We start from the raw sequence: 21,142 nt of genomic DNA on the forward strand, positions 1-21,142 counted from the left end.
GGCGTTAGCGCTTGAAGGCAAGCGGTGAAGTGATTCCGGAGGTTCCGGGCGTTCCTTGTGGGTCAGGCTCAGGGTTGCCAGCTCACGAAATTCGAGAGCAACTGCAGACCCGCAGCAGCGCTCTTTTCCGGATGGAACTGAACTGAAAAAATATTAGCTTGGGCCACCGCCGAGGTAAAGCGCAGGCCGTAATCAGTCGTCGCCGCGCTCGCCGACTCATCATCGGGCTGACAGTAGTAGCTATGCACGAAGTAGAAGCGTGCCCCCGGTTCGATACCCGCCCACAGAGGATGAGCGCGCGTGGGATCAACCCGGTTCCAGCCCATATGCGGCACCTTCAGACGCAAGCCATCCGGCCCGCTCATGCCATCAGCAAAGCGCTTCACCTGACCCGGGATGAAACCCAGCCCAGCCGTATCGCCCTCTTCGCTGTGATCGAAGAGCATCTGCATGCCAACACATACACCCAGAAAAGGTTTGCTCTGCGCAGCTTGATGCACCGCTTCGCGCAAACCACGCCCCATGAATTCGCGCATGCAGTCATGCATGGCGCCTTGGCCGGGCACCACTACGCGATCTGCCGCATGGATCTGCGCGGCTTCGCTACTGATCAGCACACTGGCACTGGCGGGCGCCACCTTTTCAATGGCCTTGGCAACCGAACGCAGGTTACCCATGCCGTAATCGACTACAACGATCTTCATTTCTGTGAGCTTCGCTACGAAGTGAGGAGTGAAGGGCAAAGCCCCTCTGGAGACTTTAGAGCGTGCCCTTGGTCGACGGCATGGCGCCAGCGGCACGTTCGTCAACTTCACATGCCGCGCGCAGGGCGCGGCCAAAGGCCTTGAACACGGTCTCACACTGGTGGTGTGCGTTCTTGCCACGCAGGTTGTCGATATGCAGCGTCACGCCGGCATGATTAACGAAACCCTGAAAAAACTCGCGGGTCAGATCCACATCAAACGAGCCAATCATGGCGCGCGTGAAATCCACATTGAACTCCAGCCCGGGGCGGCCCGAGAGGTCCACCACTACGCGCGACAAGGCCTCATCCAGCGGCACATAGCTGTGGCCATAACGGCGCAGACCCTTTTTGTCACCCACGGCCTTGGCAAAAGCCTGGCCCAGGGTGATACCCACATCCTCCACCGTGTGGTGAGCATCGATGTGCAGATCCCCCTTGGCCTCAACAGTCAGATCAATCAGGCCATGGCGGGCTATCTGATCAAGCATGTGATCCAGAAAAGGCACGCCGCTGGCAAGCTTGGCCGCACCGCTGCCATCCAGATTGAGGCTTACGGTGATTTGGGTTTCAAGAGTGTTGCGGCTGACTTCGGTTTGCCTCATGGCGGGGGCCCATGTCGAAGGAAGTGAAAGCCCGGCACAAGGGCGTCCGGGTAAGCCCTATGATAGCATTGGTGCGGCTTTGCACCATCTGCAAGACCGTGATTGCCGCGCAACGAAACCCTCGGAATGAATCCATGAGTGCCTACTGGAGCGATCTTGTTCATCGCCTGACCCCTTACGTGCCGGGCGAACAGCCCAAGATTGCTAATCTGGTCAAGCTCAATACCAACGAGAACCCTTACGGCCCCTCACCCAAGGCCTTGGCCGCCATCGCTAGCGAAGCTAGCGATGCGTTGCGCCTCTACCCGGACCCGAACTCCGATCTTTTCAAGCAGGCGGTCGCCCGCTTTTTCGCCGTGGAGCCTGCCTGCGTATTTGTCGGCAACGGCTCGGACGAAGTGCTGGCGCATGTCTTCATGGGTCTCCTGAAACACGACAAACCCCTGCTTTTCCCGGACATCACCTATAGCTTCTATCCGGTGTATTGCGGGCTCTACGACATCGCCTACGAAACCGTGGCCCTGGACGCGCAATTCGGCATTTGCGTCGACGACTATCTCGGCCGTGAAGCGGGCGCGATCATCCTCGCCAATCCGAACGCCCCTACTTCGCGTCTGCTCCCCCTGGCAGACATCGAGCGCCTCGCTGCAGGCCAGCCGGATGCGGTAATCGTCATCGATGAGGCTTATATCGACTTCGGTGGAGAAAGCGCCGTGGGTCTGACCCGCAACCACCCGAATCTGCTGGTCATCCAGACGCTCTCCAAGAGTCGCTCGCTGGCTGGGCTACGGGCCGGCTTTGCGGTCGGTCAGGCGCACCTGATCGAGGGACTGGAGCGCGTCAAGAACAGCTTCAACTCCTATCCACTGGACCGCATGGCCATCGTTGCCGCCGCGGCTGCCATGGATGACATCGCCTGGTTTGAGGACACCCGCCAGCGCGTGATCGCCAGCCGCGAAAAACTCAACACCGAGATGCAGGCACTGGGTTTCGAAGTGCTGCCCTCGGCCGCCAACTTCATTTTTGCACGTCACCCAAAGCGCGATGGCGCCGAACTGGCACAGGCACTCCGCGCCCGGGGCATCATCGTGCGCCACTTCAAGCTACCGCGTATCGATCAGTTTCTGCGCATCACCATCGGCACTGACGCGCAATGCTCCCTGTTGGTCGCCGCACTGAAGGAAATCCTCAGCTGAGTTTGCGCGTCTTCTTGCACACACCACTACGGGGATCAAAGGCGTCGAACCATAACTCCTTGCGCTGCAAGGGCTTAGGGTTAAGGAGATTGTAGTTCTCAAGCAGGAATACGCGCCGCTCGCAAAGGCGCGCACGCTTGAACACATCTGCGTAATGCTGCTTGAGCATGCGCAACAAGCTGCCGTCTCGCACCATACTTTCGAGACCCGCAGAGAGGCGTTTGTGCAAGCGCGGATGGGCCGGCGAAACAAACACATAGCCCGGCAGAGGAAACTTGAGCAGGATGTCCTGCTCGACACGCAAATTGGGAGACGCTGATCGAAGCTCGTCGAACTCGGCAAACACTTCATTCAGGCCACGCGGAAAGTAATCAATTTTCCCTGCCAACAGCCGAGCCACCAAAGGCTTGGCGCTCTCCTCCGTGTAAACCGCAAAGCCAGCAATCTCCAGCACTCGCCGCGACGACCAGGCCTCTCCCACCCCCACCCGCAACGCTCTCAGCTGATCAAGGTTCCCTACTGCGCTGAGCTTCGGCTGCACTTCTGCAGTTGTCAGAGCAATCCGGTAATTCGACAGGCCCATATCCGGCGCAATATAGATCGGCAGAAGCTGCAACTCCCAAGAAGGCTGAGTTGCGACGACCGAAACATTGACCTCGTCACCAAGCAGCATCTTGCGTAGTTGCTCTTCACGGCCCACGGGCACTTGCCGGGTCTCGATGCGATATGCGCCATAGCTTGACCTGGTTCGTCGCATCGCCTCATCCAGAACCCGTCCAGCGTAGTCATGCCCAGCGGCGCCCGTATCCTGGAGTGGGCCAAAACGGCGTAAAACATCCTCTGCAAGAGCCAGATTGGAAAAAAAGAGAAGGGCTGCGAGCGGCAGAACACTGCTCAGCAAGGAGGAAAAAGACATACGGCACCAAACTAACTTTCAGCACCTCAATCTACCCTAGAGCATTATTGCCCCCTACTGCACTGACGGGCTATCCACCCGCCCTATTCAAGCCAGATGAGGGAAGCCTGTCGCCCCGACTGAGTACCGTCTCGACGCGCCGAGAAAAAAGCGTCCGCTTCGTCATAGGTGCAGCGATCGCCACCATACACCTGCGTCACCCCCATTAAAGCCAGGCGCTGCCGTGCCAACAGATACAGATCAGCCTGCCATTTCCCCTGCTCCTTGCCCGGCAGGAAGGCCTCCGCTGCCGCGGGCGTATGCGCCAGGAAAGCCGTCCGCACTTCATCACCGACCTCGAAGCGAGCCTGCGAGATGGCAGGGCCGAGCCAGGCCATGATCGACGTGGCCGGTACCTGCATGGCGCGCGCGGAGTTCTCCAGCACGCCCCCCGCCAACCCTCGCCAGCCTGCATGTGCTGCCGCCACGGCTGTGCCGGCAATATCACAGAGCAGTACCGGCAAACAGTCGGCCGTCATCACACTGCAGATCTGGTAGCTCATGCGCGCCACGCTGGCATCAGCCTGCGCATCGGGGCATGTGCAGGCTGCATTGACGACGGTAGAACCGTGCACCTGCTCCAGCCACAAGGGCTCCATGGGCAGCTTGGCTACCAGACGACGGCGATTCTCCAGCACGTGCTCAAGTGAATCACCAACATGCTTGGCCAGGTTCAATGCAGCATAGGCCCCGGTGCTCACACCACCCCAGCGCGTCGTAGAAACGGCTCGAACCTTTTTCGGTGCAGGCCAGTCAGGCGTAATGAATTTCAGCTCGGGCATATCCAGGCGTATCGATCCGTAGCCCGGATGCAGCAAAGCGAAGCCCGGGAGCGTCCACAACACATCCCCGGATCCGGCTTGCAGCCTTCACCCGGGTTACTTTATTTGCGATATTCAGCCGACTTTGCGTGAGCCTGCAGGCCTTCACCATAAGCCAGTGTTGCAGCAACTGGGGCCAGTTCAGCGGCACCGGCAACTGACATGTGAATGATGCTGGTACGCTTCTGGAAGTCATAGACCCCAAGCGGCGAAGAGAAACGTGCGCTGCGCATGGTAGGCAATACGTGGTTTGGCCCGGCACAGTAGTCGCCCAACGATTCAACCGAACAGTGCCCGACAAAAATGGCGCCAGCATGGCGAATCCGCTCAATCCAGGGCTCGGCATCTTCAATGGCGAGCTCTAGATGCTCCGGCGCGATACGGTTAGCGATCTCACAAGCTTCGCCGAGACTCGCCACCTTGATCAGTGCACCACGATTCTTCAGTGAGGCGGCAATGATCTCGTGCCGCGGCATTTCCGGCAGCAGTCTGGCAATCGAGGCAGCAACCGCGTCGATAAAAGCGTCGCTGGTGCACAGCAGGATGGATTGCGCCACTTCATCGTGTTCGGCCTGGGCAAAAAGATCCATCGCCACCCAGTCCGGCTCACCCGTGCCATCCGAAATGATCAGCACTTCCGAAGGGCCGGCGACCATGTCGATGCCCACCGTGCCAAATACGCGGCGCTTGGCTTCAGCCACATAGGCGTTGCCTGGACCAACGATCTTGTCGACCTGAGGAATCGTCTGCGTGCCATAGGCCAGCGCGGCCACAGCCTGTGCGCCACCGATGGTGAACACTCGGTCCACGCCAGCAATGGCCGCGGCGGCCAGCACCAAGGGGTTACGCTCGCCACGCGGGGTCGGCGTCACCATGATGAGCTCGCCCACGCCCGCCACCTTGGCCGGAATCGCGTTCATCAACACCGAACTCGGGTAGCTGGCTTTGCCTCCCGGCACATACAGGCCGGCACGATCCAGCGGCGTGACCTTCTGCCCCAGTCGCGTGCCGTTGTGCTCGGTGAAGCTCCAGGATTCGAGCAGTTGCTTCTCGTGGTAGCTGCGCACGCGAGCGGCAGCGATATTGAGCGCGCTGCGTTGCTCTGGCGTGAGGCTATCGAGCGCTTCCTGTAGGGCTGATTTGGGTAGCTCCAAAGCAGCCATATCTGCCACATCAAGCTGGTCAAAGCGGTTGGTAAATTCGACCACCGCCGCATCGCCCCGCGCGCGCACCGCCGCGAGCACTTCGGTCACGGCCGCATCGACACGCGTATCAGTGCTGTTGTCGAAGGCCAGCAGTGCGTCTAGCGCAGCGATAAAGCCAGGCTCAGCAGCGCTCATGCGGCGAATCTGGCTCATGGTTTGACGGCTCCGGCAAAAGCTTCGATCACGGGTTGCAACAACTCGCGCTTCATTTTCAGCGAAGCCTGATTCACGACCAGACGTGAGCTGATCTGCATGATCTCCTCAACCTCGCTCAAATTGTTGGCGCGCAAGGTACCGCCAGTCGACACAAGATCGACGATGGCATCGGCCAAGCCCACCAGTGGAGCCAGCTCCATCGACCCGTATAGCTTGATCAGATCCACGTGCATGCCCTTGGCTGCGAAGTGCTCGCGGGCAATCTTGATGTACTTCGAAGCCACGCGGATACGCGCACCACGCTGCACGGCAGCGGCATAGTCGAAATCATTCGGCACAGCCACGCTCATACGGCACTTGGCGATATTCAGATCCACTGGCTGATACAGCCCTGCCCCGCCATGCTCGATCAGGGTGTCCTTGCCGGCGATACCCAGATCGGCCGCACCGTACTGCACATAGGTCGGCGTATCGGACGCACGCACGATCACCAGACGCACATCAGCACGATTGGTGCCGATAATCAGCTTGCGCGAAGACTCAGGATTCTCGACCGGCTCGATGCCGGCCGCAGCGAGCAGCGGCAAGGTTTCCTCAAAAATGCGACCCTTGGAAAGCGCCAGGGTAATACCGTTGTAAGTGCTCACAATCCCGTCCTCAGCTGGTGCGACGCACGCGCGCGCCAAGTGCAGCCAGTTTTTCTTCCAGCTTTTCGTAACCACGATCAAGGTGATAGATGCGCTCGATGGTGGTTTCACCTTCCGCCACCAGGCCCGCAATCACCAGGCTCGCCGAGGCGCGCAGATCGGTCGCCATCACCGTGGCACCTTGCAGTTTTTCGATGCCGGTCACGAAGGCAGTGCTGCCATCAATTTTGATATTGGCGCCCAAACGCTGCAACTCCACCGCGTGCATGTAGCGATTCTCGAAAATCGTCTCGCGGATGATCGACGAGCCCTCCGCCACGCAGTTGATAGCCATGAACTGGGCCTGCATGTCGGTCGGGAAAGCCGGGTAAGGCGAAGTGCGCAGGCTCACGGCCTTCAGGCGCGCTGGCGCCGTGATGCGAATCGCATTGCGCTCCGACATGACCTCACAGCCAGCATCCATCAGCTTGTCGACCACAGCATCGAGATACGCCGACGAGGTGTTCAGCAGACGTACATCACCAGCGGTGACGGCCGCTGCGCACAGATAGGTGCCGGTCTCGATGCGGTCCGGCATGATGCGGTGTGTGGTGCCATGCAGACGATCAACGCCCTTGATGCGGATCACGTCGGTACCGGCGCCGGAAATCTGTGCCCCCATGGAGACGAGGCAGTTGGCGAGATCGACAACCTCCGGCTCGCGAGCAGCATTCTCGATCACCGTTACGCCCTCGGCCAGACAGGCCGCCATCATCAAATTCTCGGTGCCGGTCACGGTCACCATATCGGTAAATAGGCGGGCACCCCGCAGACGCGGCGACTTGGCCAGCACATAGCCGTGCTCGACCGACACTTCAGCGCCCATCGCCTGCAGACCCTTGATATGCTGATCCACCGGGCGGGCGCCAATCGCACAACCACCAGGCAAGCTCACCTTGGTCTCACCACAACGGGCGACCAGCGGACCGAGCACCAGGATTGCCGCTCGCATGGTCTTGACCAGCTCGTAGCTCGCCACCGGATTGCTGATCACAGCAGCGTTCAGGGTCACCGTATCGCCGTTGCGCTCAACCTTCACGCCCATATCGGCCAGCAGGTGCAGCAAGGTACCGATGTCCTTCAGTTGCGGCACATTGGTGAAAGTCACCGGTTCGGCGGTGAGCAGCGCAGCGCACAGAATCGGCAAAGCCGCATTCTTGGCGCCGGAGATGCTGATTTCACCACTCAGGCGGGCACCGCCTTCAATCAGGAGTTTGTCCATGTCGTTCAGTGAAAGGGGAAGGAGAGGTGAAAAGGCTACAAACCCTTGCCTGCCACTCGTTCCCCGTATTCCTCTTCAATGGCCCGCAGGCCGGTTCAATTCAAAGGGTTTTCTGCAACTCGGCCCACTGGGCCGGGGTATAGGTGGTGAGCTGCAAGGCATGAATTTCGTTGCCCATCAGGCTTCCCAGCGTGGCGTACACGGCCTGATGCTGGCGCACGCGCATCTTGCCCTCGAATTCGGCACTCACGACGATGCCGGAAAAATGCACGCCGTCATCACCTTCGATGATCACGGTGTCGCAGGCTAGCCCCTGCTCGATCAAACGCTGGATTTCGCTGGCTTGAAACATCATTCAACCTCTCAGTTTGTAACCACGCTGCAGCATGTTCAGACACATCCCGGCCAGCACCAGCAGCGCAGCGCTCACGATGGCAAGGCTCAACCAGGGCGACGCGTCGGAGACGCCGAAAACGCCGTAGCGGAAACCGTCGATCATGAAGAAGAACGGGTTGAAGTGCGACAGTGCCTGCCAGAAGGGCGGCAGCGAGTTGATGGAATAGAACACTCCGGAAAGCATGGTCAGCGGCATGATCAAGAAGTTCTGGAAGGCCGCGAGCTGATCGAACTTGTCCGCCCAGATCCCGCCGACAACACCCAGCGTGCCCAGCAAGGCCGCGCCCAGCACCACGAAAGCCAGTGCCCACAGAGGATGTGCCACTCCGGTCCAGCTGAAAAACAGCGACGCCAGCCATACCCCACCGCCCACCACCACGCCTCGGACGATGGAAGCAATGACGTAAGCGGCATAGAACTCCAGCCAGGAGATCGGCGGCAGCAACACAAACACGATGTTGCCGGTGATCTTGCTCTGGATCAGCGAGGACGAACTGTTGGCAAACGCGTTCTGCAGCACACTCATCATCACCAGTCCCGGAACCAGGAAGCTGGTATAGCTGACGCCATCGAAGGGCTGCAGACGGCCTTCGAGCACATGACCAAAAATCATCAGATAGAGCACCGAGGTGAGTACTGGCGCCCCCACGGTCTGGAAACTGACTTTCCAGAACCTCAATGTTTCTTTGTAAAGCAGAGTGCGGAAGGCAATCATGCCGTGACCTCCGCATTCATGATTTCGACGAAGGCCTGCTCCAGATCGGGACGCGCGACTTCAACCTCCAGAATCCCGGCCCCGGCTTCACGAACCGCTGCCAGCAAGCTTTCTATCTGCGCATGGCGCTCGAAGGGAATCTGCAGCATACCGTCCTGCAACACCGCACCCTGTGTCTGCAGCGCAGCCGGCAGGCAATCAAGTCCTGCTACCCGGAGCTTGAGGGCATGGTGGCTGACACGGGCAAGAATGTTCGGCGTGGTATCAAGCGCGATGACACGCCCAGCCTTGAGCATGGCTATCCGCCCGCACAGCTCTTCAGCCTCTTCCAGGTAGTGCGTGGTCAACACGATGGTGTGGCCCGCCTCGTTGAGCTTGCGGATGAAGACCCACAGGGTCTGCCGCAATTCCACATCGACGCCGGCCGTGGGCTCATCGAGCACGATCACCGGAGGTTTGTGCACCAGTGCCTGAGCCACCAGCACCCGGCGCTTCATGCCGCCAGAGAGCTGGCGCATGTTGGTATCGGCTTTACTGGTGAGGTCTAGGCTGGCAAGCAGCTCGTCGATCCAGTCATCATTGCGACGGATGCCGAAATAACCGGACTGGATGCGCAGCAACTCGCGCACCGAGAAGAAAGGATCGAAAACCAGCTCCTGTGGCACCACACCGAGGCTACTGCGTGCGGCACGGTAGTCACTCACCACGTCATGCCCCATCACCCGGATCGAACCTGCAGTGAGACGCTGCAAACCAGCGAGCGCGGAGATGAGGGTGGTCTTGCCGGCACCATTAGGCCCCAGCAGACCGAAGAACTCACCTTGCCGGATTTCGAGGTCTACACCAGCCAACGCCTGCAGCGAGCCAAACTGCTTGACTGCCCCGCATACCTGGATGGCGGGAGAGTCAATGCTGGACACTGGTGCGGCTACCGTCGGCGGAAAGTTCAGGAAAAAGGAAGGGCGTTACGCTATACAGGCTGGCAAGGCTGACAAATGCAGCCGGGGCCGACACAATAGACAGCTGCTTGCCCGCTGCCAGTGCAGCACGCTTCCAGCTCAGCAACACGGCAATCGCGGACGAATCCACGGCTTCGATACCCGCAAGATTCACCACGCGATCGGCCTGCACGACCAGCAGTTCGCCCTCCGGCTGCAGCTCCGGCACTGTCTGCTGATTCATGGCCCCCGTGATGAAGAGCTGACCGTCGCGTTCGGAAATCACTTCTTGACCACCTCGGCTTGAGCGTTCTTGGTCTTCAGGCTCTTGATCAGGCCGTCGATACCACCAGCCTTGATCTCCTGCGCGAATGTTTCGCGATAATTGGTCACCAAGCTCACTCCGGCCACCATCACGTCGTAAACCTTCCAGCCCTCAGCCAATTTTTCCATCTGGTAATCGATCGACACCGGTTTGGCGCCAGCCTGCTTGACCTCGGTACGCACGATCACATCGCTATCTGCGGCTTGCATGCGGATCGGCTTGAAATCAATGGTCTGATTCTTGTATTGGGCCAGCGCATTTGAATAGCTGCGCACCAGCAGGATCTTGAATTCCGCCGTCATCGCATCTTTCTGCTCGGCCGAAGCATTCCGCCACTCGCGCCCCATGGCCAGTGCTGTCATGTGACGAAAATCGAAATGCGGCAGCACTTTGGCATCCACCAGCTCGAAAATGCGCTTCTGATCACCCGACTGGATGGACTTGTCGGTACGCACGATCTCCAGCACTTCGTTCATCACACGCTTGGCCAGCGCGTCCGGCGCCTCCTGCGCCACGGCCTGGAGGGCAAAAACCGACAGCAACAGACTCGACAGGAACTTGATCAGTTTCATTCTCTACTCCTTGAGGGAAGTGGCTCAGCGGTAGTCATCGTCTTCACGCGGCGGCCGGCCATCGTAAATCTGGCTCTTGCGGCGCTGCAGATAAAAACCTCTGAGATAGTTGTATTTATCAAGCGCAGCGTCTTCCAGCACGGACTCCGCACCGAGCAGACGCGTACGCGTATCAACAAACTTGGTTACGTAGCCGGCATTACGCATCGGCACGCTTTCGATAAAGTAGTCGGGATAGTTCGCCAGCTTGTCCACCACGAAACCACCGGCATCACGTACTGAACTGGGGCCAACCAGCGGCAAAACAAGATAGGGGCCACTCGGAACCCCCCAGCGCCCGAGAGTCTGACCGAAATCCTCGTCATGCTTCTCCAGGCCCAGCTCGGTCGCCACGTCAAAGAAACCAATGATGCCGATCGTGGAGTTGACGGCAAAACGGCTCAAATCATTCAAACCATCCCTCGGCTTGCCTTGCAGCAGGTTATTCACCCCAATCCACACGTCTTCCAGATTACCGAAGAAATTGCTCACATTGCTACGCGTGGGCAAGGGCACGCTGGCCCTGTAAACCTCAGCAACGGGTTTGGCGGCGTAGTCATCGAGATTGTCGTTGAAAGTCTGAACCTTGCGATTCATGCCCTCCCACGGATCATCTGGATGACCACTCGTGCTGGCACAGCCGCTCAAAGCGAGCAGTACTAACAAACAAAGCGAAAGCAGACTGCGGGCACTCACTTCAGCAGACCTCAGTTACCGGCTTTGACGGAAGAGCCTTCGGCCGTACTGAACATGAACTGACTGATCAGTTTTTCCAGCACGACAGCAGACTGGGTTTTCTTGATCACTTCGCCAGCAGCCAGCGTCTTTTCATCACCGCCTGGCTCGAGGCCGATGTACTGCTCACCCAGCAGGCCGGAGGTATTGATCGTCGCGAAAGTGTCCTGCGGGAAGGCGTAGCGCGCATCCATCTGCATGGTCACGTTGGCCTGATAGGTCTGTGAATCGAGCACGATCTTCTCCACCCGGCCAACCACTACCCCGGCACTCTTAACCGGAGCACGGACCTTGAGGCCGCCGATATTGTCGAACTTGGCTTGCAGCTCGTAGGGATCGCGCAGCTTGCTGCCGCCCAGGTTACCTACCCGCATTGCCAGAAACAGCAAGGCGCCAAACCCGATCACCACAAAAATACCCACCCAAATGTCGATGGTAGTGCGCTTCATATCCGTCAGCCCCTGAACATAAGAGAGGTCAAAATGAAATCCAGCCCGAGGATGGCCAGCGAGGAGGTCACCACGGTACGCGTGGTTGCGCGCGAAACGCCCTCTGCCGTGGCATCCGAGTCATAGCCCTCGAACACCGCCACCCAGGACACCGCCACCCCAAACACCACGCTTTTCACCACGCCGTTCAGGATGTCACGCTTGAAATCAACCGAGGCCTGCATTTGGCCCCAGAAACTGCCGGTATCCGTGCCGATTAGCACGACCCCCACAATGTAGCCGCCCAGCACTCCCATTGCCGAAAACAGTGCTGCCAGCAAAGGCATTGAGATCACGCCGCCCCAGAATCGCGGAGCAACCACGCGCGCAATCGGGTTCACCGCCATCATGTCCATCGCGTCGAGCTGCTCGGTGGCTTTCATCAGACCAATTTCAGCCGTAATCGCCGAGCCCGCACGACTGGCAAACAACAAGCCCGCAACCACCGGCCCCAGTTCGCGCACCAATGACAAGGCTACAAGCACACCCAGCGCCTCTTCCGAACCGTAGCGCGCCAGCGTGTCATACCCCTGTAAACCGAGCACCATGCCGACAAAAAGGCCGGACACCATGATGATCACCAGCGACAGCACGCCGGAAAAATAAACCTCGCGCAGAGTCAGATGGATACGCCTGAAACTCGTTCCAGAAGCCAGCAAGACTGCTACGAAAAATCGAGTGGCGAAACCCAGGTGCCACACAGCGGCCGTGGTGCGCGCACCAATGCCCTGCAATACAGACAACACAGACTCAAGCACGGCTCACCCCCAGCAAGGCAGTTTCGTAGGGCTCGGCCGCCACCTGGAAGGGCACCGGACCATCTGCCTCACCCCACACGAACTGATGCACCCAGGGATCGGTAGAGGCGCGGATTTCATCCGGCGTCCCTTCAGCCACAACCTTGCCTTCAGACAGGAAGTAGATGTAATCGACGATCTGCAGGGACTCATGCACATCGTGGGTCACCACTATCGAACTCGCCCCCAGCGCATCATTGAGCTTGCGGATCAGCTGACCGATCACGCCCAGCGAAATCGGATCCAACCCAGCGAAAGGCTCGTCGTACATCATCAGCTCAGGGTCCAGTGCAATGGCCCGCGCCAGCGCTACACGCCTGGCCATGCCACCCGAAAGCTCGCTGGGCATCAGGTCCGCCGCACCGCGCAAGCCCACCGCATGCAGCTTCATCAGCACCAGGTCACGGATGATTGGCTCCGAAAGCCCCGTGTGCTCGCGCATCGGAAAGGCCACGTTATCGAACACGGACATGTCGGTAAACAAGGCGCCAAACTGGAACAGCATGCTCATGCGTCGGCGCAAGGCATACAGCCCCTCTCGATCCAGCGCCGGCACGCTCTGACCACACACATTGAGCTCACCTCCGCGCGGCTTGAGTTGCCCGCCGATCAGACGCATCAGCGTGGTCTTGCCACAGCCGGATCCGCCCATGATGGCCACCACCTTGCCACGCGGCACAACCAGATTCACGCCTTGCAGCACGTCACGGTCGCCATATCCAAAGCGCAGATCGCGCACTTCAACCAAAGAAGGAGTTTTGCTCTGTGTGTTCAAAGTATCGGCTGCTGTCGGGGGCTCAGCGGGGGAAGCGGATTTTAGCACGCCACGTTTGCGCGGCAGCGCACACCCATGACTAGGAATCCGCTTTCTCGCGATATGAAAACGAGGAGTTAATATACATACATCCGTGGATGTATGTAAGTCAAAATCTGCAAAAGCTCGCCAATACGGGATCAAGGGTGACAGGCCTCAGAGCATCCATCCTCAAGCTCGCCGCCGGTCAGGGCAATCGAATACGCTACACTGGGCACACCCCTGTTCACCATCCAGATTGCCGCTACTGCATGCCCGCAGCCACTGCTCCGCGCCCAAGCCTGCTGCTCGTTGATGACGATCCGCTGATCCGCAGCTCGCTCGCTTACATTCTGGCCACCGATTTCGATCTGTGCATCGCCGAAAACCGCAGCGACGCTCGACAGCAAATCCTTGCCACCGGCAGGCCTCCCGCGCTGGCTCTGCTTGATCTGGGGCTCCCCCCGCACCCGCACCGCGCAGATGAGGGCCTCGCACTGATCGGCGAACTTCTAGCCAGCGACCCCCTGTGCAAGATCATTGTGCTCTCGGGACAGGACGAAGAGGCTCACGCTCGTCATGCCCGCACCCTCGGCGCCCTGGAGTTCATAGCAAAACCCGCCAGCCCGGATCAGTTACGTCAGGCCTTGCAACGCGCTTTGCAGCTACGCCGACAAGAAGAGGCTGAACGCCAGCAACCGCTAGCCCTGCAGCGCATTCGGGGTACCCACCCCGCGTTGCAGATTGTGCGCGCAGAGCTGCAACGCAGCGCCACCACACCATTTCCAGTCTTGATCGAAGGCGAATCAGGCACCGGCAAGGAAATCGCCGCACGGGCCCTGCACGAACTGGCTCGCCACCATGACAAACCCTTCGTGGCCCTGAACTGCGCAGCCATCTCGCCCGGCCTGATCGAAGCCACCCTGTTCGGCCATGCACGCGGAGCCTTTACCGGTGCAGTCGGCGCTCAAGCAGGCTGCTTCGAGGAGGCGCGTGAAGGCACATTGTTTCTTGACGAAATCGGTGAGCTACCGCTGGACTTGCAACCCAAGCTTTTACGCGTACTTGAGTCCGGCGAGTACCAGCGTCTTGGCGAAACCCAGCGCCGCCATACTGGCGCCCGGATCGTTGCCGCAACCAATCGCGATCTGCGTGGCGAGGTACGTGCCAGCCGCTTCCGAGCGGATCTTTACCACCGGCTCTCCGTACTGCGCCTGGTCATGCCGCCCTTGCGCAGTCTCGGCGAAGATCGCCTAGCGCTCTTTGAGCACTATGTGCAGGATTACGCCCACCAGTTGCAAGTGCCGCCATGCTCGCTAACGCCTAGCGCCCGCTCGGCCTGGCTTGGCTACGACTTCCCCGGCAATGTACGCGAGCTGCGCAACATCGTCGCGCGCCTGCTCAGCCGCCATGCTGGCCTCGCAGTCAGCGCCGCCCAATTAGAAGCCGAGTTCGAATCCGACCCCGACTGCCAGCCAGCCAGCCCCTCGCCAGCAGTCATGGCAGCCCCAGCTGAACAGGCCGCCCTGCTCGCCCGCCTGCAGGCTTGTGGCTGCGTATCTCTCGATGAAGAGCTGCGCCGCGTGGAAAGCGACTGGATTGCTGCAGCCCTGCAACTGGCCCACGGCAACATGAGCCAGGCCGCACGCCTGCTGGGCCTGAATCGCTCAACCCTCTACAGCCGCATCGATACCCTCGCGCGCCACGCCAGCCAAGCGCCGGCCAACGAATTCTCCAGCCAGGGATAGCCGCCATGTATCGCGAACACTTCGGACTCAGTCACCCGCCTTTCCGGATCACACCGCAAACCGAACACTTCTACACCGGCGCTCAGCGGGGACCACTACTCGAAGCGCTGCTATTCGCAGTCAGCAACGATGAAGGCATTATCCGCGTCAGTGGCGAAGTCGGTACCGGCAAGACCATGCTGTGTCGCATGCTGATCGACCGCCTGCCCACCGACACGCTGGTGATCTACATCGCCAACCCCAGCCTCAGCCCGAGCGAACTGATCACCACTGTGGCGCACGAACTGCAGGTCGAAGCGCAAGAAGGCCACAGCCTGCTGCGCCAGATCGAGCGTCGTCTGATCACGCTATATGCCGAAGGCCGGCGCGTACTCGCCATCATCGACGAAGCGCATGCCATGCCGCGCGAATCCCTGGACCAGGTCCGCCTACTCTCGAACCTCGAAACCAGCACGCGCAAACTGCTGCAGATCGTGCTCTTCGGCCAGCCCGAACTGGATACGATCCTGGCCGAACGCCCCATGCGCTCTCTGCGCGAACGCATCACCCAGAGCTTTCGCCTGCAGCCACTGGATCGGCAGCAAACCCGTGATTACCTCGATTTCCGCCTGCGTGCCGCGGGCTACCGCGGCCCCGAGCTTTTCGGCGACAAGGTGCTTAACCTGATCGTACATGCCTCGCGAGGCCTCACCCGGCGCATCAACATTCTCGCCGACAAAACCCTGCTGGCGGCCTTCGCCGACAACACCCACACCCTGAACCAACACCACGCCGAAGCCGCCTTGCGCGACGCGGACTACCATGCCCCCATTCCTTGGCAACGCATTAGCCAGATCGGCCTGATAGCCCTGCTGCTGATCGCCCTGGCAGGCGCCGGCTACCTGTGGCAGCAACGCATGCCAGGCAGCCCGACCACTACACCAGAAGCAAGCGCCTCAACACCGGCAAGCACGCACTCCACGGACAGCAGCGCAGCCAGCACGACGAGCCCGCCAGCCAAGACTGCCACTGCAGCGCTCACCGCCCGTTCCACCCCAGCGGTGGCGCCCATCACGAATACTCCGTCAAACAGCGACTCAAACACTGCCACAGAACGCTTCGCCCCGATTCCGGAACAGCTTGGTGTGCTCGCCCGCGAGCGCCTGCAGGCCTCACGTGCCGACATGCAACAGATCAGTGACAAACAGTGGTTCATCCAGCTGCGCTCGATCCCGGCCTCCAATGCCTCCACGCTGGAGAACTTCATTCCGGCCGCAACCAAAACCATCGACGTGAGCGAACTACGCCTCTACGTCGTCAAGAACGATCCACGCCAGACCATCGGGGTGATCTACGGCAGCTACCCTGATGCCACCGCAGCCCAGAACGCTCTCGCCAACCTGCCGGGCTGGATCCGTGCCGGTGGAGCTTTCGTCCGCCCCTTCAAGTCCCTACGCTGAAAAACATAAAGGCCATCTCAAGGATGGCCTTTATACAAAACGGGGTGGGAATCAACGCTCCAGAGGCGGAGCAGCCAGCAAGGGCGGCGGGGCCAGCGGAGCGGCCTGGGCTTCAGGCACCAGACGGCGCGCACCATTGAAGCGCTTCATCCAGTAACTGCTGTCGATCTCCTCGACGCGCACCACGCCACCTTTCGACGGAGAGTGGAGGAACTTGTTATCCCCCACGTAGATGCCAACGTGCGAAAACGCGCGGCGCATGGTGTTGAAAAACACCAGATCGCCCGGCTTGAGATCCTGAGCGCCAACCTTGTCGCCAATGCGGGCCATTTCAGCCGCCGTCCGGGGCAGATTGAGGCCCAGCGCATCACCAAACACCTTGCGCACCAAGCCGCTGCAATCAAAACCACCCACTTCGGGACCAGTGCCTCCCAAGCGATATTTAATGCCCAGATAACCAAAACCCTTGTCGATCAGGCTGCCAACAGCACCTTGCTCGCCCTGGGCAGCAGGCGCGGCCTCCTGTGCACTGGCCACGGCAGTGACCAGCAGCAGGGACAACACGACAAGACGTTTGGGCAGGTTTCGCATGGACTGGACTATAACCTCAGCAGAAAGAGACTGTAAACCGTGACGGATTTCCGCTGACAGGGAAATCCGCGCCGTAAAACAAAGCCGCCGCTTTGCTCAAAAACAAAGCGGCGGCCCGCATACGCCGGTTTCAGAGGGTTTCAGCCGCGTAATCGGCCAAACGCGAGCGCTCGCCACGCTGCAAGGTAATGTGACCGCTGTGTTCCCAGCCCTTGAAACGATCTACCACGTAGGTCAGGCCTGAACTACCTTCGGTCAGGTAGGGTGTGTCGATCTGCGCAATATTGCCCAAGCAGACAACCTTGGTACCAGGGCCCGCACGCGTGATCAGGGTCTTCATCTGCTTTGAGGTCAGGTTCTGCGCCTCATCGATGATCAGGAATTTGTTCAGGAAGGTGCGCCCGCGCATGAAGTTGAGCGACTTCACCTTGATCCGGGTACGAATCAGGTCGCGCGTGGTTTGCCGCCCCCACTCACCACCATAACCACCATCATCCGGGCTGCCGTTAAGCACTTCGAGGTTATCTTCCAACGCCCCCATCCACGGCGCCATCTTCTCTTCCTCGGTACCGGGCAGGAAGCCGATGTCTTCACCGACCGGCACGGTCACCCGGGTCATGATGATTTCGGCGTAGCGCTTGGTTTCAAGCACCTGAGTCAGGGCTGACGCGAGCGTCAGCAGGGTCTTGCCGGTGCCGGCCTGGCCGAGCAGCGAAACAAAATCGACCTCCGGGTTCATCAGCAGGTTCAAGGCGAAGTTCTGCTCACGATTACGCGCCACGATGCCCCAGACGTTGTTTTTCTGGTGGGTGAAGTCAATCAACGACTCCAGCACCACGACTGGGCCATCCTTCTGCTTCACGATGGCGTACAACGGCTTTTCGCCTTCCTGAAAAACCAGTTCGTTGATGACCAGTTCAGCGCAGAGTGGGCCACGGATCTTGTAATAGGTCCGCCCGGCTTCCTTCCAGGAAGACATGTCCTTACCGTGTGTTTCCCAGAAATCCGGCGGCAACTCGCGCATACCGGTGTAGAGGAGATCCGTATCCTCCAGCACCTTGTCGTTGAAATAATCCTGCGCCTCCAGCCCCAGCGCACGGGCCTTGATGCGCATATTGATGTCTTTGGACACCAGGATCACATGGCGATCCTTGCGCTTCTCGGTGAGGTACATGACCACCGCGAGAATCTGGTTATCCGCCTTGGCAGTCGGCACCGAGGCGGGCAACGTGGAGTCGATCGCCTCGGTCTGCAGGTAAAGGCGCCCGGAAGCCTGGCCCCGCGAGGGCTCCTGTAACGGGATGCCCTGCTCGATGTGATGCTCACAGGTCGTGACCACCTCATCCATGGTCCGGCTGGCCTGGCGCGCGTTGCGCGAGACTTCGGACATGCCCTTCTTGTTATTGTCCAGCTCCTCGAGGGTCATCATCGGCACGAAAACATCGTGCTCCTCGAAGCGGTAAAGACTGGTCGGATCGTGCATCAGCACATTGGTGTCGAGAACAAACAGCTTGGTGGTTGGCGGCGTAACTGCTTTTTTACGGGTGGCCATGTCTGCTTTCGAGAGTAGAAGGGAGGGGTCCAGCGGGCGGCGAGCCGCCTAACAACGCTTAAAGAGAGCGAACGAACTCCAGAACTTCCTGCACGTGGCCATCCACCTTCACGCCACGCCATTCACGCGCCAGTTGGCCTGCCGCGTCGAATACGAAGGTGCTGCGCTCGATACCGCGCACCTGCTTGCCATACATATTCTTCATCTTGATCACGCCAAAGGCTTCGCAGAGCTTTTCGTCTGCATCCGAGAGCAGCTCGAACGGGAACTCGAACTTGCACTTGAAGCCATCGTGGGACTTCACGCTGTCGCGCGAAACACCGAACACCGCCGCACCGACTGCTGCGAACTCGGCATGCAGACGTGCGAAGTCGATGCCTTCGGTGGTGCAGCCAGGCGTGTTGTCCTTGGGGTAGAAATACACAACGATCTTTTGGCCGGCCAGGGCGGCCAGTGATACAGACGCTCCGCCGGTTGCCGGCAGGCTGATATCGGGGGCAGACAGACTCATGTTTTTATGTGCTCCGCTGATGAGGAAATCGAGCATTCAGGTGCAGCGTATCGGCATTTTCAGCCCCTCGCAACAGCCCGGCCGGCCTGCTTCGCAAGCCCTTGATTACTCAGGCGGCGACTTCCAGGATCAAGGCTGCGGCCACTCGCCGCCCCTCGCTGGCGAGCAGGTTGTAGGTGCGGCAGGCCGCCCCGGTATCCATGATTTCAAAACCGATACGCGCCTCAATCAGCGGGCGCAACACGGCCGGCGCGGGGAAGCGCTGACGCACTCCGGTGCCGATCAGCAGTACAGCGGGCTGCAGCGCACAGGCTGCAGCCAGGCTCGCGGCATCCAACGCAGCGAAACCGGCAACGGGCCAGGCCTGCACCCCATCGGGCGTGATCAACAGGCTGTGCGACCAGGCTACGCCCTGCACGGTAATGGATTGAGGGTCGTGGGCGTCGACAAGAAAGATGCCGCTGGCGGCTTCGCGATTAAGCTTCATGGGAACAAGTGTATCGGCAGGAATACCGGGCCATTCCGGCGGGCCGCGCCCCTTCGGGGATTGGCAGGGATTCGCTATCATAGAGGGTTCAAGGGGCAGTTGCCCCGCCTACCGGAGCTCCGATCATGAAACACGGCCACACCCTGCACGTCGCGACCAACGAAACCCCCGGGGCTTCGGAAGCCGCCGCCCGTGCCGTGGCCCGCTCAATCGCCAAGTCCGACAAGCTCGCCAACGTCTGCTATGAAATCCGTGGCCCGGTACTGGAGCGCGCGCGCCAGATGGAGGAAGAAGGCCATCGCATTATCAAGCTGAACACCGGCAATCCGGCGGCTTTCGGCTTCGAAGCACCCGAGGAAATCACCCAGGACATGATCCGCAACATGGGCAATGCGGCGGGCTATGTTGACTCCAAGGGGATCTTCCCGGCACGCAAGGCGATCATGCATTACACGCAGGAGAAAAAGATTGCCAATGTGCATGTCGACGACATCTACATCGGCAATGGCGCCTCCGAACTGATCGTGATGGCCATGCAGGCACTCCTGAACAACGACGATGAAGTGCTGGTGCCGGCACCGGATTACCCGCTGTGGACCGCCGCCGTGAATCTCTCCGGCGGCAAGGCCCGCCATTACCTGTGCGATCCAGACAACGGCTGGCTGCCCGCAATTGACGACATCAAGGCCAAGATCACCAAGCGCACCAAAGCCATCGTCGTCATCAACCCTAACAACCCGACCGGCGCCGTCTATCCGGACGATGTGCTGCGCGAAATCATTGAACTCGCCCGTCAGCACAACCTGATCGTCTGCTCCGACGAGATCTACGACAAGGTGCTCTACGACGGCGTGACGCACACCTCGATGGCCTCACTGGCCGATGACGTGCTGTTCCTCACCTTCAACGGCCTCTCCAAGAACTATCGCGCCTGCGGTTACCGCGCCGGCTGGATGATCGTTTCCGGCGACAAGCGCAACGCTGCCGACTATATCGAAGGCCTGAACATCCTCGCCACGATGCGCCTGTGCGCCAACGTGCCAGCCCAGTTCGGCATCCAGACCGCACTGGGCGGCTACCAATCGATCAACGATCTGGTCAAACCCACGGGCCGCCTCACGCGCCAGCGCGACATCGCTTACGAGGCACTCAGTGCCATGCCCGGCATTTCCGTGGTCAAGCCCAAGGGCGCGCTGTACATGTTCCCGCGCTTTGACCCGAAGATGTACCCGATTGTGGACGACCAGCAGTTCGTGCTCGAAATGCTCGAAGCCGAACGCGTGCTGATGGTGCAGGGTACCGGTTTCAACTGGGCAACGCCGGATCGGATCCGTGTGGTGTTCCTGCCGAACTCGGACGACCTGACCGAAGTGATGGCTCGCATTGCCCGCTTCCTCGACGGCTATCGCAAGCGTCACGGGCGCTGAC

The 21,142-nt window shown here is 59.9% G+C and carries 24 protein-coding genes; 4 read left to right on the forward strand and 20 right to left on the reverse strand.

What is annotated here, in order from left to right:
* Window positions 1–68 precede the first annotated feature (68 nt).
* Entirely contained in the window at window positions 69–704 is a 636-nt protein-coding gene (gene hisH / locus C0V76_RS04695) for an imidazole glycerol phosphate synthase subunit HisH (RefSeq protein ID WP_101941221.1), read from the reverse strand.
* 55 nt (window positions 705–759) lie between these two features.
* A complete protein-coding gene (gene hisB / locus C0V76_RS04700; RefSeq protein ID WP_101941222.1) occupies window positions 760–1,347 on the reverse strand; it encodes an imidazoleglycerol-phosphate dehydratase HisB in 588 nt (195 codons plus the stop codon).
* Window positions 1,348–1,481: 134 nt separating this feature from the next.
* Here hisB and hisC point away from each other — a divergent pair, with 134 nt between their 5' ends.
* Window positions 1,482–2,543, forward strand: a complete 1,062-nt coding sequence (hisC, locus tag C0V76_RS04705; protein ID WP_101941223.1) for a histidinol-phosphate transaminase — start codon at window positions 1,482–1,484, stop codon at window positions 2,541–2,543.
* Here the strand turns inward: hisC and C0V76_RS04710 are convergent.
* The 14 genes from C0V76_RS04710 to C0V76_RS04775 all read right to left on the reverse strand — a co-directional run bounded on the left by C0V76_RS04710 (window position 2,536) and on the right by C0V76_RS04775 (window position 13,368).
* On the reverse strand, window positions 2,536–3,459 hold the full coding sequence (locus tag C0V76_RS04710; protein ID WP_101941224.1) for a hypothetical protein: 924 nt from the start codon (window positions 3,457–3,459) through the stop codon (window positions 2,536–2,538). The genes hisC and C0V76_RS04710 overlap by 8 nt on opposite strands.
* Before the next feature lie 83 nt (window positions 3,460–3,542).
* The gene (pgeF, locus tag C0V76_RS04715; RefSeq protein ID WP_101941665.1) at window positions 3,543–4,280 is read right to left on the reverse strand and encodes a peptidoglycan editing factor PgeF; all 738 of its coding nucleotides are present in this window, start codon (window positions 4,278–4,280) and stop codon (window positions 3,543–3,545) included.
* 101 nt (window positions 4,281–4,381) lie between these two features.
* Window positions 4,382–5,677, reverse strand: a complete 1,296-nt coding sequence (gene hisD / locus C0V76_RS04720) for a histidinol dehydrogenase (RefSeq protein WP_101941225.1) — start codon at window positions 5,675–5,677, stop codon at window positions 4,382–4,384.
* Entirely contained in the window at window positions 5,674–6,327 is a 654-nt protein-coding gene (gene hisG / locus C0V76_RS04725; protein ID WP_173893972.1) for an ATP phosphoribosyltransferase, read from the reverse strand. The genes hisD and hisG overlap by 4 nt, the downstream gene beginning before the upstream one ends.
* 10 nt (window positions 6,328–6,337) lie before the next feature.
* Window positions 6,338–7,588 carry a UDP-N-acetylglucosamine 1-carboxyvinyltransferase gene (gene murA / locus C0V76_RS04730; RefSeq protein WP_101941226.1) on the reverse strand — a complete coding sequence of 417 codons (1,251 nt, stop codon included), beginning with the start codon at window positions 7,586–7,588 and terminating at the stop codon, window positions 6,338–6,340.
* Between the two features lie 100 nt (window positions 7,589–7,688).
* Window positions 7,689–7,940, reverse strand: a complete 252-nt coding sequence (locus C0V76_RS04735; RefSeq protein ID WP_101941667.1) for a BolA family protein — start codon at window positions 7,938–7,940, stop codon at window positions 7,689–7,691.
* Window positions 7,941–7,943: 3 nt separating this feature from the next.
* A complete protein-coding gene (locus tag C0V76_RS04740) occupies window positions 7,944–8,699 on the reverse strand; it encodes an ABC transporter permease (RefSeq protein WP_101941227.1) in 756 nt (251 codons plus the stop codon).
* The gene (locus C0V76_RS04745) at window positions 8,696–9,610 is read right to left on the reverse strand and encodes an ABC transporter ATP-binding protein (protein ID WP_101941668.1); all 915 of its coding nucleotides are present in this window, start codon (window positions 9,608–9,610) and stop codon (window positions 8,696–8,698) included. Before C0V76_RS04745 ends, C0V76_RS04740 begins: the two co-directional genes overlap by 4 nt.
* Complete coding sequence (locus C0V76_RS04750; RefSeq protein ID WP_101941228.1) at window positions 9,606–9,923, reverse strand: lipid asymmetry maintenance protein MlaB; 318 nt, start codon at window positions 9,921–9,923, stop codon at window positions 9,606–9,608. Before C0V76_RS04750 ends, C0V76_RS04745 begins: the two co-directional genes overlap by 5 nt.
* Window positions 9,920–10,534, reverse strand: coding sequence for a phospholipid-binding protein MlaC (locus tag C0V76_RS04755; protein ID WP_101941229.1), 615 nt, complete (start codon window positions 10,532–10,534; stop codon window positions 9,920–9,922). Before C0V76_RS04755 ends, C0V76_RS04750 begins: the two co-directional genes overlap by 4 nt.
* Window positions 10,535–10,558: 24 nt before the next feature.
* A complete protein-coding gene (locus C0V76_RS04760; RefSeq protein ID WP_256376396.1) occupies window positions 10,559–11,269 on the reverse strand; it encodes a VacJ family lipoprotein in 711 nt (236 codons plus the stop codon).
* A gap of 11 nt (window positions 11,270–11,280) precedes the next feature.
* Window positions 11,281–11,757 (reverse strand): outer membrane lipid asymmetry maintenance protein MlaD, encoded by a 477-nt coding sequence (gene mlaD, locus C0V76_RS04765; protein ID WP_101941231.1) that lies wholly within the window; start codon window positions 11,755–11,757, stop codon window positions 11,281–11,283.
* Between the two features lie 5 nt (window positions 11,758–11,762).
* On the reverse strand, window positions 11,763–12,539 hold the full coding sequence (mlaE, locus tag C0V76_RS04770) for a lipid asymmetry maintenance ABC transporter permease subunit MlaE (protein ID WP_217423258.1): 777 nt from the start codon (window positions 12,537–12,539) through the stop codon (window positions 11,763–11,765).
* A 7-nt stretch (window positions 12,540–12,546) separates the two neighbouring features.
* The gene (locus C0V76_RS04775; RefSeq protein ID WP_101941233.1) at window positions 12,547–13,368 is read right to left on the reverse strand and encodes an ABC transporter ATP-binding protein; all 822 of its coding nucleotides are present in this window, start codon (window positions 13,366–13,368) and stop codon (window positions 12,547–12,549) included.
* 290 nt (window positions 13,369–13,658) lie between these two features.
* On the opposite strand from C0V76_RS04775, the gene C0V76_RS04780 reads away from it, so the two are divergent.
* Window positions 13,659–15,134, forward strand: coding sequence for a sigma-54 dependent transcriptional regulator (locus C0V76_RS04780; protein ID WP_101941234.1), 1,476 nt, complete (start codon window positions 13,659–13,661; stop codon window positions 15,132–15,134).
* A gap of 5 nt (window positions 15,135–15,139) precedes the next feature.
* Window positions 15,140–16,573 (forward strand): ExeA family protein, encoded by a 1,434-nt coding sequence (locus tag C0V76_RS04785; RefSeq protein ID WP_101941235.1) that lies wholly within the window; start codon window positions 15,140–15,142, stop codon window positions 16,571–16,573.
* Between the two features lie 51 nt (window positions 16,574–16,624).
* On the opposite strand, the gene C0V76_RS04790 is transcribed toward C0V76_RS04785, so the two are convergent.
* The 4 genes from C0V76_RS04790 to C0V76_RS04805 form a co-directional block, all read right to left on the reverse strand.
* The gene (locus tag C0V76_RS04790; protein ID WP_101941236.1) at window positions 16,625–17,164 is read right to left on the reverse strand and encodes a C40 family peptidase; all 540 of its coding nucleotides are present in this window, start codon (window positions 17,162–17,164) and stop codon (window positions 16,625–16,627) included.
* A 130-nt stretch (window positions 17,165–17,294) separates the two neighbouring features.
* Entirely contained in the window at window positions 17,295–18,716 is a 1,422-nt protein-coding gene (locus C0V76_RS04795; RefSeq protein WP_101941237.1) for a PhoH family protein, read from the reverse strand.
* 58 nt (window positions 18,717–18,774) lie between these two features.
* Window positions 18,775–19,227: a peroxiredoxin gene (locus tag C0V76_RS04800; RefSeq protein ID WP_101941669.1), complete on the reverse strand. Its 453-nt coding sequence runs from the start codon at window positions 19,225–19,227 to the stop codon at window positions 18,775–18,777.
* 109 nt (window positions 19,228–19,336) lie between these two features.
* Window positions 19,337–19,714: an Mth938-like domain-containing protein gene (locus tag C0V76_RS04805; RefSeq protein WP_101941238.1), complete on the reverse strand. Its 378-nt coding sequence runs from the start codon at window positions 19,712–19,714 to the stop codon at window positions 19,337–19,339.
* Between the two features lie 125 nt (window positions 19,715–19,839).
* Here C0V76_RS04805 and C0V76_RS04810 point away from each other — a divergent pair, with 125 nt between their 5' ends.
* Window positions 19,840–21,141 carry a pyridoxal phosphate-dependent aminotransferase gene (locus C0V76_RS04810; RefSeq protein ID WP_101941239.1) on the forward strand — a complete coding sequence of 434 codons (1,302 nt, stop codon included), beginning with the start codon at window positions 19,840–19,842 and terminating at the stop codon, window positions 21,139–21,141.
* The last annotated feature ends 1 nt before the right edge of the window (window position 21,142 follow it).

It is taken from the genome of Uliginosibacterium sp. TH139, assembly GCF_002855595.1.
Lineage (GTDB): Bacteria > Pseudomonadota > Gammaproteobacteria > Burkholderiales > Rhodocyclaceae > Uliginosibacterium > Uliginosibacterium aquaticum.

Excerpts from the sequence above, each read along its gene's own strand:
- C0V76_RS04810 (WP_101941239.1), top strand. The coding sequence starts at position 19,840 with ATGAAACACGGCCACACCCTGCACGTCGCGACCAACGAAACCCCCGGG.
- C0V76_RS04805 (WP_101941238.1), bottom strand. The coding sequence starts at position 19,714 with ATGAAGCTTAATCGCGAAGCCGCCAGCGGCATCTTTCTTGTCGACGCC.
- C0V76_RS04740 (WP_101941227.1), bottom strand. The coding sequence starts at position 8,699 with ATGATTGCCTTCCGCACTCTGCTTTACAAAGAAACATTGAGGTTCTGG.
- murA (WP_101941226.1), bottom strand. The coding sequence starts at position 7,588 with ATGGACAAACTCCTGATTGAAGGCGGTGCCCGCCTGAGTGGTGAAATC.
- C0V76_RS04710 (WP_101941224.1), bottom strand. The coding sequence starts at position 3,459 with ATGTCTTTTTCCTCCTTGCTGAGCAGTGTTCTGCCGCTCGCAGCCCTT.
- pgeF (WP_101941665.1), bottom strand. The coding sequence starts at position 4,280 with ATGCCCGAGCTGAAATTCATTACGCCTGACTGGCCTGCACCGAAAAAG.
- C0V76_RS04795 (WP_101941237.1), bottom strand. The coding sequence starts at position 18,716 with ATGGCCACCCGTAAAAAAGCAGTTACGCCGCCAACCACCAAGCTGTTT.
- C0V76_RS04755 (WP_101941229.1), bottom strand. The coding sequence starts at position 10,534 with ATGAAACTGATCAAGTTCCTGTCGAGTCTGTTGCTGTCGGTTTTTGCC.
- hisB (WP_101941222.1), bottom strand. The coding sequence starts at position 1,347 with ATGAGGCAAACCGAAGTCAGCCGCAACACTCTTGAAACCCAAATCACC.
- C0V76_RS04735 (WP_101941667.1), bottom strand. The coding sequence starts at position 7,940 with ATGTTTCAAGCCAGCGAAATCCAGCGTTTGATCGAGCAGGGGCTAGCC.
- C0V76_RS04780 (WP_101941234.1), top strand. The coding sequence starts at position 13,659 with ATGCCCGCAGCCACTGCTCCGCGCCCAAGCCTGCTGCTCGTTGATGAC.
- C0V76_RS04785 (WP_101941235.1), top strand. The coding sequence starts at position 15,140 with ATGTATCGCGAACACTTCGGACTCAGTCACCCGCCTTTCCGGATCACA.
- C0V76_RS04790 (WP_101941236.1), bottom strand. The coding sequence starts at position 17,164 with ATGCGAAACCTGCCCAAACGTCTTGTCGTGTTGTCCCTGCTGCTGGTC.
- hisC (WP_101941223.1), top strand. The coding sequence starts at position 1,482 with ATGAGTGCCTACTGGAGCGATCTTGTTCATCGCCTGACCCCTTACGTG.
- hisD (WP_101941225.1), bottom strand. The coding sequence starts at position 5,677 with ATGAGCCAGATTCGCCGCATGAGCGCTGCTGAGCCTGGCTTTATCGCT.
- C0V76_RS04800 (WP_101941669.1), bottom strand. The coding sequence starts at position 19,227 with ATGAGTCTGTCTGCCCCCGATATCAGCCTGCCGGCAACCGGCGGAGCG.
- hisH (WP_101941221.1), bottom strand. The coding sequence starts at position 704 with ATGAAGATCGTTGTAGTCGATTACGGCATGGGTAACCTGCGTTCGGTT.
- mlaD (WP_101941231.1), bottom strand. The coding sequence starts at position 11,757 with ATGAAGCGCACTACCATCGACATTTGGGTGGGTATTTTTGTGGTGATC.